This is a genomic window from Mycobacterium sp., from assembly GCF_025933915.1.
Classification (GTDB): Bacteria; Actinomycetota; Actinomycetes; order Mycobacteriales; family Mycobacteriaceae; genus Mycobacterium.
On sequence record NZ_JAICZA010000133.1, the window covers coordinates 1 to 13,035 of the forward strand.

Genomic DNA, 13,035 nt, shown 5'->3' on the forward strand with positions numbered 1-13,035 from the left:
CTCATCTACACCTCCGGGACCACCGGAAACCCGAAGGGCGTGGAGATGACCCACGCCAATCTGCTGTTCGAGGCGTACGCGCTCGACGCCGTCCTGCCGAGCCGGTTCGGCGACCGGGTCACGTCGTTTCTGCCGACGGCCCACATCGCCGACCGGGTGATGGGCCTGTACAGCCTGGAGGTGTTCGGCGCCCTGGTGACCGTGGTCTCCGACCCACGCGCCATCGCCGCCGCGCTGCCCGATGCCCGGCCCACGGTGTGGGGAGCGGTGCCGCGGGTATGGGAAAAGCTCAAGGCGGGAATCGAATTCACGATCGCCAGCGAGACGGACGACGTCACGCGCCAGGCGCTGCAGTGGGCGATGTCGGTGGCCGCCAAGCGCGCCGCGGCCCTGGTGGCCGGTGCGGCGATGCCGGATGACCTGGCCGCCGAATGGGCCAAGGCCGACGAGCTGGTGTTGTCGAAACTGCGCGAGCGGCTGGGCTTCGGCGAACTCCGCTGGGCGGTCTCGGGTGCGGCGCCGATCCCCAAGGAGACGCTGGCCTTCTTCGCCGGCATCGGCATTCCGATCGCCGAGGTCTGGGGGATGTCGGAGCTGAGCTGTGTCGCCACCGTCAGCCATCCCCGCGAGGCGCGGCTGGGCTCCGTCGGCAAGCTACTCCCCGGGCTTCAGGGCAAGGTCGCCGACGACGGGGAGTTTCTGGTGCGCGGCCCGCTGGTGATGAAGGGCTACCGCAAGGAACCGGCGAAGACGGCCGAGGCGATCGACGCCGACGGGTGGCTGCACACCGGCGACATCCTGGAGGCCGACGCGCAGGGCTACCTGCGGGTGGTGGACCGGAAGAAGGAGCTGATCATCAACGCGGCCGGAAAGAACATGTCACCGGCCAACATCGAGAACTCGATCCTGGCCGCATGCCCGATGGTCGGCGTGATGATCACCATCGGCGACGGACGGCCGTACAACACCGCGCTCCTGGTCTTCGATGCCGACTCCGTCGGCCCCTATGCCGCCCAACGCGGGCTCTCCGATGCCTCGCCCGCCGCCCTCGCGGCCGACCCGGAGGTCATCGCGCAGATCGCCGCCGGGGTGGCGGTGGGCAACGCGAAACTTTCACGGGTGGAACAGATCAAACGATTCCGCGTCCTGCCCACGCTGTGGGAACCGGGTGGTGACGAGATCACGCTGACGATGAAGCTCAAACGCAAGCCGATCATGACGAAATACGCCGAGGAGATCGAGCAGCTCTACGCGGATGACCCGCATCCGGAGGTGCACGAGCCTTCCGACGCCGCAACGGTGCAGCCGGCATGACGGGCGGGCCGGTGGAGAGCGCCAGGGAGATCGGTCGCGTCGGAGTGCGAAAATTGTTGCAGCGCAGCGGTCTTCTCGAGGAATCCACGTCACCTCTGTCGACGGACCCGGCCGAGGTCGCCCAACTGTTGGGCGCGCCATGGTATGGCGAGCGGCTGAGCAAGCTGGCCGACGAGCTCGGGCGCGATCTTTCCGGCGTGCGCGCCGAGGCCGCAGGCTATTTGCGGGAGATGGCGCCCTCGCTGGACGAGCGGGCGGTGCGGGCCTGGCGCAGCTTCAGTTGCTGGCTGATGCGGGCCTACGACGTGCTGACCGACGAGGATCAGATCGCTCAGCTGCGCACCCTGGATCGCAAAGCGACTCTGGCGTTTGCCTTTTCGCATCGCTCGTATCTGGACGGGCTGCTGCTGCCCGAGGTGATCCAGGCCAACCGGCTCTCACCCGCGCTCACCTTCGGGGGCGCCAACCTGAACTTCTTCCCGATGGGTGCCTGGGCCAAGCGAACCGGGACGATCTTCATCCGGCGTCAGACGAAGGACATTCCCGTCTACCGCTTCGTCTTGCGCGCCTACGCCGCGCAGCTGGTGCAAAACCACGCCAACCTGACGTGGTCCATCGAAGGCGGCCGAACCAGGACGGGCAAGCTGCGGCCGCCCGTGTTCGGGATCCTGCGGTACATCGCCGACGCGGTCGACGAAATCGACGGCCCCGAGGTGTATTTGGTGCCGACCTCGATCGTGTACGACCAGCTGCACGAGGTGGAGGCGATGACCACCGAGGCCTACGGCGCGACGAAGCGGCCCGAAGACTTTCGCTTCCTGATCCGGCTGGCGCGGCAGCAGGGTGAGCGGCTCGGCCGCGCCTACCTCGACTTCGGCGAACCGCTGCCGCTGCGCAAGCGCCTCGAGGAGCTGCGCGCCTTACAAAAAACATCAGAGTCCGGCACGGGCACCGAGATCGAACGCATCGCGCTGGACGTCGAGCACCGGATCAACCGTGCGACGCCCGTCACCCCGACCGCGGTGGTGAGCCTCGCGCTGCTGGGCGCCGACCGCTCGCTGTCCATCAGCGAGGTGCTGGCCACGGTGCGGCCGCTGGCGAGCTACATCGCGGCGCGCAACTGGACGGTGGCCGGCGCCGCCGACCTGACGAATCGCTCCACGATCCGCTGGACCCTGCACCAGTTGGTGGCCTCCGGCGTCGTCAGCGTGTACGACGCCGGCACCGAACCGGTGTGGGGCATCGGGGCGGAGCAGCATCTGGTCGCCGCGTTCTACCGCAACGCCGCCATCCACATCGTGGTCGACCGCGCGATCGCCGAGACGGCATTGCTGGCCGCCGTCGAAGACGCCGAGGGTGCGGTGGAAGGCCTGGTGCAACCGACGGCCGTGCGCGATGAGGCGCTGCGCCTGCGCGAGTTGCTGAAATTCGAGTTCCTGTTCTCGGCGCGCGCGCAGTTCGAGAAGGAACTCGCCGACGAGGTGCGCCTGATCGGGCGGGTGGAAGACACCAACAAGGCGGCCGGCGCGGCCGACGTGCGCGGCCTGCTGGAAAAGGCCGACGTCCTGCTGGCGCACCTGGTGTTGCGTCCCTTTCTGGACGCCTACCACATCGTCGCCGACCGACTCGCCGCCTACGAGGACGAATCGTTCGACGAGGACGCGTTTCTCGCCGAGTGCCTCGAGGTCGGCAAGCAGTGGGAGCTGCAGCGCAGGATCGCCAGCGCCGAGTCGCGGTCGATGGAGCTGTTCAAGACGGCGCTGCGGTTGGCGCGGCATCGCGAGTTGGTCGACGGTGCCGCGCAGGAGGATATCGCCCGACGCCGACGCGAGTTCGCCGACGAGATCGCCACCGCTGTCCGGCGCGTCAACACCATCGCGGAGCTGGCCAGGACGCAGGGATGACCGGTTCCCGGCGACGGGGTTCACGGGCCGTTAACGTTTGGTCGCGATAGTGCATTGGCCCTATCGGTGAAGCGAGGATCTGATGAGTGAGGAATCCACTGGGCAGGCCCGCCCCCTGATCGGGTACATCACCCATGACATCGCGCCGCAGATCGTTCCCGCGCCGATCGGGCGGACGTGGATGTCGGAAATGCGTCAAGGCTGGCCCCACCGGTGCCTGCCGATGCTCATCGCCAACCAGAGCGGCTGGGAGGTGCGCAACCGGAACGCCTTCACCGCGACGTGGATGGGCGGCGACGACCGCACGAACCTGATGATCGCGCCCGACACCCGCCAGAGCGGCCAGTTCCTGCCCTCCAGCCACTTCGGCTTCGGCATCTTGACCTGGCATCTGCCGATGCTGTTTCGCACTCCGCCCGGCTACAACCTCTTGGTGCGCGGGCCCGCGAACCATCCGAAGGACGCCATCTCCCCGTTGGAAGGCATCGTCGAAACCGATTGGTCCAGTTCGAGTTTCAGCATGAACTGGAAATTCACTCGTGAGTTCATGCCGGTGCGATTCGAGGTCGACGAGCCGCTCTGCATGATCGTTCCGCAGCGCCGGGCCGAGCTGGAAGAGTTCGCGCCCGAGCTCAGGCTGATCGAGTCGGACGAAGAACTGCGCCGCAAGCACGAGTTCTTCCTCGGCTCGCGCGGCGCGCTGGGCCGCGAACAGGAAGCGGCGGACGGCGCCGCGAGCGAGCGAGTGCCGTGGCAAGGCGATTACACCCGCGGCAGGCACAGCGACGGCGAGTCCGGGGCGGGCGACCACCAGACGCGCCGCCGCCTTCGGTCGTTCGCCGCGCACCAACCCGAGGACCGGGACTAAGCCGCTGGACCGCACACCGCACGCCGCGCTTAAAGTTGGTGGCATGCCGCTTACCGGAGAGTACGAGCCGTCACCGTGGGATTGGTCTCGCGAGCAAGCTGACAAATACGCCGCGTCGGGGGGAGCCGAGGCCGCCGACATGAAGGGCAAGCCGATCATCCTGCTGACCACGGTCGGCGCCAAGACCGGCAAACTCCGCAAGACACCGCTGATGCGGGTCGAGCACGACGGCCAGTACGCGGTCGTCGCCTCGCTGGGCGGGGCGCCGAAGAACCCGGTCTGGTACCACAACATCACGAAGAACCCTCGGGTCGAGCTGCAGGACGGCTCTGTCACCCGCGATTACGACGCCCGGGAGGTCCTCGGCGAGGAGAAGGCCACCTGGTGGGAGCGGGCCGTCGAGGTGTGGCCCGAATACGCCGAGTATCAGACCAAGACCGACCGCCAGATCCCGGTGTTCGTGCTGACCCCGGTCGGCTGAATTCCGGAGTTGGTCGGCTGGCATGGCACCATTAATCAGTGTCCGCTGAATTGAGCCCGAGCATGTCGCCGCTGCCTCCGCTGACCGCGGCTGACATCGACACCGCGGCCAAGCGGATCGCGGCCGTGGTGGCGCCGACCCCGTTGCAGTTCAGCGACCGGCTGTCCGCGATCACCGGCGCGCGGGTCTATCTCAAGCGCGAGGACCTGCAGATTGTGCGCTCCTACAAACTCCGCGGCGCCTACAACCTGCTGGTTCAGCTGTCCGAGCCGGAGCTGGCCGCGGGCGTGGTGTGCTCGTCGGCGGGCAATCACGCCCAGGGCTTCGCCTACGCGTGCCGGATGTTGCAGGTGCACGGCCGCGTCTACGTGCCCGCGAAGACGCCCATGCAAAAGCGTGACCGGATCCGCTACCACGGCGGGGAGTTCATCGACCTGATCGTCGGGGGCACGACCTATGACCTTGCCGCCGAAGCGGCGCTGGCCGACGTGGAAAGCACCGGCGCCACGTTGGTGCCGCCCTACGACGATCTGCGCACCATTGCCGGCCAGGGCACCATCGCGGTCGAACTGCTCGATCAACTCGACAAGTCGGTGGGGGAGCCGGATCTGGTGGTGGTCCCGGTGGGCGGCGGCGGCTGCATCGCCGGCATCACCAGCTATCTCGCCGAGCGGACCGACAACACGTCGGTGCTCGGCGTCGAGCCGGCCGGCGCCGCGGCGATGATGGCCGCGCTGTCCGCCGGCGAGCCGGTGACGCTGGATCACGTCGACCAGTTCGTCGACGGTGCGGCGGTGCGGCGGGCCGGAGACCTGACCTATGCGGCGCTGGCGGCCGCCGGCGACATGGTCTCGATCACCGCGGTCGACGAGGGGGCGGTGTGCACGGCGATGCTGGACCTCTACCAAAACGAGGGCATCATCGCCGAACCCGCAGGCGCGCTGTCGGTTACGGGGTTGCTGGAGGCCGAGATCGAACCCGGTTCGACGGTCGTCTGCCTGATTTCGGGCGGCAACAACGACGTCTCGCGCTACGGCGAGGTGCTCGAGCGCTCCCTGGTCCACCTCGGCCTCAAGCACTACTTCCTGGTGGACTTCCCGCAGGAGCCGGGGGCGCTGCGCCGGTTCCTCGACGGGGTGCTCGGACCCAACGACGACATCACGCTCTTCGAGTACGTCAAGCGCAACAACCGCGAGACCGGTGAGGCGCTGGTGGGCATCCAGTTGGGGTCATCGGCCGACCTGGACGGCCTGCTGACCCGAATATGCGCGACGGGGCTGCACGTCGAAACCCTGAAGCCCGGGTCGCCCGCCTACCGCTACCTGCTGCTGTAAACCACGGGCCGCGACACATGCACGAGCCGTATGGACCCGGTACTGCCGGTTTCGGGCCGGTCAGCGCCGGCACCATAGGCTTGCTCCTACTGCTTGCGTGGGCGGCGATTTGGGTTGCCCGGCGCGGACGCCTGTTGCGGGGGCTCGGGGACAGGGTGTCCAACGCCGCCGTGATCGGCGCGACGCTGACGTGGGTGCGTGACCGGATCGGCGACCGGGGACGGGCGCTGGCCCGCCGGTTGCCGGTGAGCGAGATTGCCGGTGTCGCATTGCTTCTCGGGCTGGTGGTGGTCGTGGCGCTGGCGGTCGGCTTCACCGAGGTGCTCGACGACGTGCTCGAGCGCGACGGCATCGTCGGCATCGACCACCCGGTGACTCGCTGGCTTGCCGCCCACCGTGACCTGTGGCTGACCACCGCCCTGCGGGCGGTCACTCACGCGGGCAGTCCCCTTTTCCTGGCGGCGCTCGCCCTGCCGATTTCCGTCGCCGCCGGCTGGCGGCGCCGGTCGTGGCGGCCCGTGGTGCTCGCCCTGGTTTGTGGCGGCGGGGTTCCGGTGGTGCTCTTCACGGCCAAAGCCCTGGTGGGCCGAAACCGCCCGCCCCTGCCCTTCGCCCTCGTCGACGCGGACGGGTATTCGTTTCCGTCCGGCCACGCGACGGGCACCGCCGCGATCATGGTCATCTCCGCGTGGATGCTGACCCGCTGGCTGATCCCGGGGTGGACCGGGCGTGTGACGGTGTGGGCCGTCGCGATCGGCTCGGCGTTCGTGATCGGGTTCTCGCGTGTCTATCTGGGAGTCCATTACGTCAGCGATGTGCTCTCCGGCTGGCTGCTGGGCATGGCCTGGGCCGGCACTGTCATGCTCGTCGGAACCTGGTGGGACAACACCCGGCGTGCCCGCGGCCGCCGACCGGAGGCGTGAACACCCCGCGAGTCAGGTCCGGCGCTGCCGCAGGTACCCCGGCACACGGGTGGCGGGATCGAGGTCGCCGGCCGGCACCGGCGTCCCCGCCGTCAGGCTCACCGGCACCACACCGGCCCAGTGGGGCAGGCCAAGGTCCTGCGGATCGTCGACCGGGGGACCGCCGCGGACCTTGGCCGACACCTCGACGAGGTCGAGCGCGAGCACCCCGGTCGCGGCGAGCTCGCGCGCATCCGGGGCCCGGCAGTCGGCGGCGCGGCCGGGCGCGATGTGATCGAGCAGGCAATCCAGCGCCCGCGACTTCTCCGTCGGATCGTCGACCATGCGCGCGTCACCCACCACGACGACGGAGCGGAAGTTCATCGAGTGGTGCATCGCGGAGCGCGCCAGCACCAGCCCGTCGACCAGGGTGACGGTGACGCACACGGGCAGGCCCGCCCCCGATGCCTTGGCCGCCTTGGCCGCCTGTAGTGGGCCGCCGCCGCTCGAACCGTGCAGGTAGAGCGTCTCGTCCCGACGTGCGTGCGTCGTCGGCAACACCACCGGCCGGCCGGCGCTCAGGTAGCCCAGGTGGCAGATCAGCGCCTCGTCGAGGATGTCGTGGACGGTGCGGCGGTCATAGCGTGCGCGCTCCCGATAACGGGTCGGCGTGGTGCGCGGCGTCGGTGAGTATGCGGTTTCCACGGCATTGCCCCCTATTTCGTTCTAGTACATAATATATTGTGTGGCAGTACAAAAAAGCATAACCGGCAGCGGCGCGGAATCCATAGCCGCCAGCGTCGAAGCGGCGATCTCGGCCGGCTCCCTGGCGCCCGGCGACGCGCTACCTCCGGTCCGCGAGCTGGCCACGCATCTGGGCGTGAACGCCAACACCGCCGCCGCGGCATACCGCCTGCTGCGCGATCGCGGGGCCGTCGAGACCGCCGGCCGCCGCGGTACCCGGGTGCGGCACCGCCCGGCGACCACCCCGCGTTCATTGCTCGGGCTCGATGTCCCCGCGGGCGTGCGCGACCTGTCGACCGGCAACCCGAACCCGGCCCTGCTGCCGATCGCGGGCGCCCCCCTGCCCGGTCCGGCACCCGCTCGGCCGGTGCTCTACGGCGAGCCGGCCATTTCGCCGGCGCTGGGGGAGTTCGCCCGCCACGCGTTGTCCGCCGACGGGGTCCCCGCCGATCACCTGGCGGTGACCAGCGGCGCACTGGACGGCATCGAACGCGCGCTCACCGCGCATCTGCGTCCCGGCGATCGAGTCGCCGTCGAGGACCCGGGTTGGGCCAACCTGCTCGATCTTCTTGCCGCCCTGGGGTTTTCGGCCGAACCGGTGCGAGTTGACGACGACGGGCCGCTGACCGCCGACCTGGCCCGGGCGCTGGGGCGCGGCGTGCGCGCGCTGGTCCTGACCAACCGCGCGCAGAACCCGACCGGCGCCGCGCTATCGGCGGACCGCGCCGATAGCCTGCGTGCGGAGTTGGCCCGCCGGACCCACGACGTGCTGCTGGTCGAAGACGATCATTGCGCAGGCATCGCCGGCGCGCCGCTGCACACCTTGGCCGGCTGCACCGACCACTGGGCGTTCGTCCGCTCGGCGTCCAAGGCCTACGGCCCCGACCTGCGCGTGGCGGTCCTGGCGGGCGATCATCGGACCGTCGAGCGCGTGCACGGCCGCTTGCGGCTCGGGCCGGGCTGGGTGAGCCATCTCCTGCAGCGGCTGGCCCTCGGCTTGTGGTCCGACGAGGCGGCATCGGAGCTGATCGCGAGCGCCGAGCGGCGCTATGCGGCCAGCCGTTCGCGGCTGTGCGGCGCCCTGGCCGAGCGCGGGCTCGACGCCCACGGGCGTTCCGGGCTCAACGTGTGGGTTCCGGTCCCCGACGAGGCGGTCGCGATTTCCCGACTGCTCGGCGCGGGCTGGGCCGCGGCGCCGGGCGCCCGGTTCCGGATGCGGACGCCGGCCGGCATCCGCATCACGATCTCCGACCTGGCCACCGATGAGATCGACCCCCTTGCCGACGCGGTGGCCCAGGCGGTGCGGCCCGCCGTCCGCCCCATCGTGTAGCCGCGGGTCACACGTCGTCGTCACCCGGCCCGGGGCCGGTCCACAACAGCTCGATGGTGGCGTTCGGCGGCGGGTCGCGGCGCACGGTGCGCCGAGCCGGCGCCGGGTTGACCTTGGTGGTGCGGCGAGCCGGCCCGTGCCAGCAGATCCGTCGGAGTTTGTGACCGAATTCAGAATGACTCATGGCCGCATCATCGGGGGTCACCCGCGCGGCCGCCACTCAGTTATCCACAGGCCTGTCGGGCACCGAGAGGATGACGAACGAATGGCCTTGCAGCACAGTGCCGTCGGCATCGACGGCCGGCTGCCCCCAGGCCAGCACCACGTCACCGCCGACGGGCACCCGCACCGGCTCGGTGCCCAGGTTGCACACGATGCGCAGCCGCCCGCGCACCACGGCGATCCAGCCCTGGTCCTCGTCGTAGTCGACCGTGAGGTGTTCCAGCCAGGGGTCGGCCAGGTCCGGGTGGTTGCGCCGCAACGCGATCAGGTCGCGATACAGGCGGCGTAGGCGGGCGTGCTCACCGGTTGCGGCCTCGCCCCAGTCCAGCTTGGAGCGCGCGAACGTCTCGGGGTCCTGCGGGTTGGGGATCTCTGAGGCGTCCCAGCCGTGTTCGGCGAACTCTGCCTTGCGGCCTTCGGCGGTGGCGCGGGCCAGCTCCGGTTCGGGATGCGAGCTGAAGAACTGGAACGGTGTGGACGCCGCGTATTCCTCGCCCATGAAAAGCATGGCGGTGTAGGGCGATCCGAGTGTCAGGGCCGCCTTGATGGCCAGCTGTCCGCCGGTCAGGCTCTGTGAGGGCCGATCTCCCAGGGCGCGGTTGCCGACCTGATCGTGGGTGCAGGTGTAGGCGACCAGCCGGGTGGCCGGGATGCCGGACTTCTCGGTCGTGTCGAGCGGCCGGCCATGGCGGCGACGCCGGAACGACGAATAGGTCGCGGTGTGAAAGAAGCCGTGGCGCAGCGTGTGCGCGAGGGTGGCCAGGCTGCCGAAGTCGGCGTAGTAGCCCTGGCGCTCGCCGGACACCGCGGTGTGGACGGCGTGATGAATGTCGTCGGCCCATTGCGCGGCCAGACCGTAGCCGCCGCGACCGCGGGGGGTGATCAGCCGCGGGTCATTGAGGTCGCTCTCGGCGATCAGCGCCAGTGGGCGTCCCAACTGCCGTGCCAGCCATTCGGTTTCGGTGGCGAGTTCCTCGAGGATATGGATAGCGGTGGTGTCCACCAGTGCGTGGACGGCGTCCAGCCGCAGGCCGTCGGCGTGAAAATCGCGCATCCAGCGCAGCGCGCAGCCGATGATGTAGCGGCGGACCTCGTCGGAGTCGGCGTCGGCGATGTTGATGCCCTCACCCCACGGGTTGCTCGCCGAGGACAGGTAGGGGCCGAACCGCGGCAGGTAGTTGCCCGACGGGCCGAGGTGGTTGAACACCGCGTCGATCAGCACCCCCAAACCCCTTGCGTGGCAGGCGTCGACGAAGCGCACCAGCGCGTCGGGACCGCCGTAGGGTTCGTGCACGCTGTACCACAGCACCCCGTCGTAGCCCCAACCATGGCTGCCGGCAAAGGAATTCACCGGCATCAGCTCGACGAAGTCGACGCCGAGGTCCACCAGGTAGTCCAGCTTCTCGATGGCGGCGTCGAGGGTCCCGTCCTCGGTGAACGTGCCCACGTGTAGCTCGTAGATCACCGCGCCGTCGACCGGCCGGCCGGCCCACCCGGTGTCGGTCCACGTCGCGCCGGCCGGATCCCACAGCTGCGAGCGCGCGTGCACGCCGTCGGGTTGGCGGGGCGAGCGCGGATCGGGCAACACGGTGGGGTCGTCGTCGAGCAGGTATCCGTAGCGGGCCTCCGGCGCGGTGTCCACGGTCGCATGCCACCACCCGTCCGCCGAGCGCGTCATCGCGTGCACCCGGCCGTCGACGTCGAGCCGAACCAGCTCGGGCGTGGGTGCCCAGACCCCGAAGTCAGTCATGATGGCGTTCCAGCAGCACGACGGGCAGCCCGGCGAACAACTGGGCCGCCGAGGTCGGTCCGTCCGCGACCGCCCCGGTGAGCGTGTCCTTCCAGGTGCCGCCGGGCAGCGGCAACACGGTGTTGCCCCAGCCGGTTTCGGCCAGCCGCACGGTCCAGCGGGTCACCGCGACCACGATGTCCTCGCCCCGGCGGAAGGCCAGCACGTGATCGGCGGCGTCGCCGTCGGCGAGCAGCGGGACGTAGTCGCCTTGCAGGAAGCCGTCCGGATGGGCGCGCCGCACGCGAAGCGCGGTGGTGACGACCCGGATTTTCGGGTGCTCCAGCGCCCGCAGGGCGGCGCGCCGGGCGGCGTAATCGACCGAGCGGCGATTGTCGGGGTCGACGAGGCTGTCGTCCCACAGCTCGGTGCCCTGGTAGACGTCCGGTATGCCGGGCACGGTGAGCGCCAGCAGCTTCTGGCCCAGCGCGTCGCTCGCGGCGTGCGGATTGAGTTGCGCGACAAGCTCGGTCAGCTGACCGGCCACCGGGCCGTCGAGCACCGTGTCCAGCCAGCGGTGTACCGCACCCTCGAAGTCGGCGTCCGGATCGTTCCACGAGGTGTGCCAGGCCGCCTCCCGGATGGCCTTCTCGGCGTAGCCGTGCAGCCGGTCGCGCAGCTCGCCGGTGACCTTTCCTTTTTCGAGACCGCTGACCGGCCACACGCCGAAGATGTTCTGCCACAGGAATCGTCCGGTCGCCGGGTCGGGCGAGGGGGCGGCGATCTCCCACCGGGCGACGAACTCGGCCCACAGCGACGGCACCTGGGACAGCACCGAAATCCGGGCGCGCACGTCCTCGCCGCGCTTGGTGTCATGGGTGGTCAGCGTCGTCATGGTCTGCGGCCACAATCGGGCGCGGGTGGCGGCGCGGTGATGAAACTCGGCCGCACCGACACCGAAGCGGTGCGGCTCGCCGCCCACCTCGTTCAGCGAAACCAGCCGGGCGTCGCGGTAGAACAGGCAGTCCTCGGTTGCCTTGGCGGTGACGGCCCCGCAGAGCTGCTGCAGCCGGGTGGCCGGTTCACCGCCGCGGGCGAGCGCCGCGGCCAGCACCTGCAGCGCCGGCCCCAATTGCGGTGCGGCCGCCTCGGTTTCGGCCAACGCGGTGGGCAGCAGCGGGACCAGGCCGGGGTAGTCACTGCGGTAGACCCCGATGTGGGTGAGCAGCGTGGCCACCGCCTCGGGCAGCAGCGGGTGATCGGCGCCGGCGGCGGCGACGATGCTGCGGTGCAGCCGGCTCAGCTCGCTTGCCAACGTGTCGGTGGCCGCACGGATCTTGAGGTCGGCCAGCATGTCCGGCAGCCCCTGATAGTCCACGCCGGAGGACTCCACCAGCGCCGTCAGCGCCGGTGCGCCCTGCGGATCCAGGAAGACGCCGCCGATTTCGCGCAGCACGTCGTACCCGGTGGTGCCGCCGACCGGCAGGGTGGGCTCGAGCGCCTCGTCGACCGCCAGGATCTTCTCGATCACGATCCAGGCCGACGGGCCGACCAGTTCACGCAGCCACGCCAGATAGCCGCACGGATCGGACAGGCCGTCGGGGTGATCGATGCGCACACCGTCGACGAGCCCGTCGGCGAACCAGCGCCCGACCTCGGCGTGGGTGGCGTCGAAGACCGCGCGATCTTCCTGGCGCAGGCCCGCCAGCGAGGTGATCGAGAAGAACCGGCGGTAGCCGCACACGCCGTTTTTCCAGCCCACCAGCCGGTAGTGCTGGCGGTCGTGCACTTGCGCGCCGCTGCCTCCGGCGGTGCCGGGTGCTATCGGTAGCGCCAGATCGCCCAGGCGCAACAGGTCCCCGTCGACGGTGAGGTCGGCCGCGTCGTCGTCGGAGCCCAGGACCGGCAGCACGATGCGGCCGTCCGGGTCGAGGTCCCAGTCGATGTCGAAAAACGTTGCGTAGGGCGAAGAACGGCCATTGCGCAGGACGTCCCACCACCACGGGTTCTGCCGGGGCCGGTCGATTCCGACATGGTTGGGCACGATGTCGACGACGATGCCGAGGCCACGCGCCCGGGCCGCCGCCGACAGCCGGGCCAGGCCGTCACGGCCGCCGAGCTCAGGGGACACCGTCGTGGGGTCGGTGACGTCGTAGCCGTGGCTCGACCCGGTGGTCGCGGTCATGATCGGGGACAGGTACAGGTGC

At 69.9% G+C, this 13,035-nt stretch carries 11 protein-coding genes; 7 read left to right on the top strand and 4 right to left on the bottom strand.

Going from position 1 to position 13,035, the window contains the following annotated elements; translation table 11 throughout:
• The 6 genes from Q0W90_RS18550 to Q0W90_RS18575 all read left to right on the top strand — a co-directional run.
• A partial coding sequence (locus tag Q0W90_RS18550; RefSeq protein WP_297775709.1) for an AMP-binding protein occupies positions 1-1,314 on the top strand: 1,314 nt, incomplete at its 5' end.
• Positions 1,311-3,218 carry a lysophospholipid acyltransferase gene (locus Q0W90_RS18555; RefSeq protein WP_297599794.1) on the top strand — a complete coding sequence of 636 codons (1,908 nt, stop codon included), beginning with the start codon at positions 1,311-1,313 and terminating at the stop codon, positions 3,216-3,218. The genes Q0W90_RS18550 and Q0W90_RS18555, both read left to right, overlap by 4 nt.
• 82 nt (positions 3,219-3,300) lie before the next feature.
• Entirely contained in the window at positions 3,301-4,086 is a 786-nt protein-coding gene (locus Q0W90_RS18560) for a DUF6065 family protein (protein ID WP_297775712.1), read from the top strand.
• Between the two features lie 43 nt (positions 4,087-4,129).
• Positions 4,130-4,567 carry a nitroreductase family deazaflavin-dependent oxidoreductase gene (locus tag Q0W90_RS18565; protein WP_297599800.1) on the top strand — a complete coding sequence of 146 codons (438 nt, stop codon included), beginning with the start codon at positions 4,130-4,132 and terminating at the stop codon, positions 4,565-4,567.
• Between the two features lie 38 nt (positions 4,568-4,605).
• Positions 4,606-5,901, top strand: coding sequence for a threonine ammonia-lyase (gene ilvA, locus Q0W90_RS18570; RefSeq protein ID WP_297599804.1), 1,296 nt, complete (start codon positions 4,606-4,608; stop codon positions 5,899-5,901).
• Between the two features lie 17 nt (positions 5,902-5,918).
• The gene (locus Q0W90_RS18575; protein ID WP_297599807.1) at positions 5,919-6,824 is read left to right on the top strand and encodes a phosphatase PAP2 family protein; all 906 of its coding nucleotides are present in this window, start codon (positions 5,919-5,921) and stop codon (positions 6,822-6,824) included.
• A gap of 12 nt (positions 6,825-6,836) precedes the next feature.
• Here the strand turns inward: Q0W90_RS18575 and Q0W90_RS18580 are convergent, their stop codons facing one another.
• Positions 6,837-7,508, bottom strand: a complete 672-nt coding sequence (locus Q0W90_RS18580) for a pyridoxamine 5'-phosphate oxidase family protein (protein ID WP_297599810.1) — start codon at positions 7,506-7,508, stop codon at positions 6,837-6,839.
• A gap of 40 nt (positions 7,509-7,548) precedes the next feature.
• Here Q0W90_RS18580 and Q0W90_RS18585 point away from each other — a divergent pair, with 40 nt between their 5' ends.
• Entirely contained in the window at positions 7,549-8,877 is a 1,329-nt protein-coding gene (locus Q0W90_RS18585; protein ID WP_297775717.1) for an aminotransferase class I/II-fold pyridoxal phosphate-dependent enzyme, read from the top strand.
• Between the two features lie 7 nt (positions 8,878-8,884).
• Here the strand turns inward: Q0W90_RS18585 and Q0W90_RS18590 are convergent, their stop codons facing one another.
• The 3 genes from Q0W90_RS18590 to treY form a co-directional block, all read right to left on the bottom strand.
• On the bottom strand, positions 8,885-9,061 hold the full coding sequence (locus Q0W90_RS18590; protein WP_297599815.1) for a hypothetical protein: 177 nt from the start codon (positions 9,059-9,061) through the stop codon (positions 8,885-8,887).
• A 36-nt stretch (positions 9,062-9,097) separates the two neighbouring features.
• Positions 9,098-10,849 (bottom strand): malto-oligosyltrehalose trehalohydrolase, encoded by a 1,752-nt coding sequence (treZ, locus tag Q0W90_RS18595; protein ID WP_297775720.1) that lies wholly within the window; start codon positions 10,847-10,849, stop codon positions 9,098-9,100.
• A partial coding sequence (gene treY, locus Q0W90_RS18600) for a malto-oligosyltrehalose synthase (protein WP_297775723.1) occupies positions 10,842-13,035 on the bottom strand: 2,194 nt, incomplete at its 5' end. The genes treY and treZ, both read right to left, overlap by 8 nt.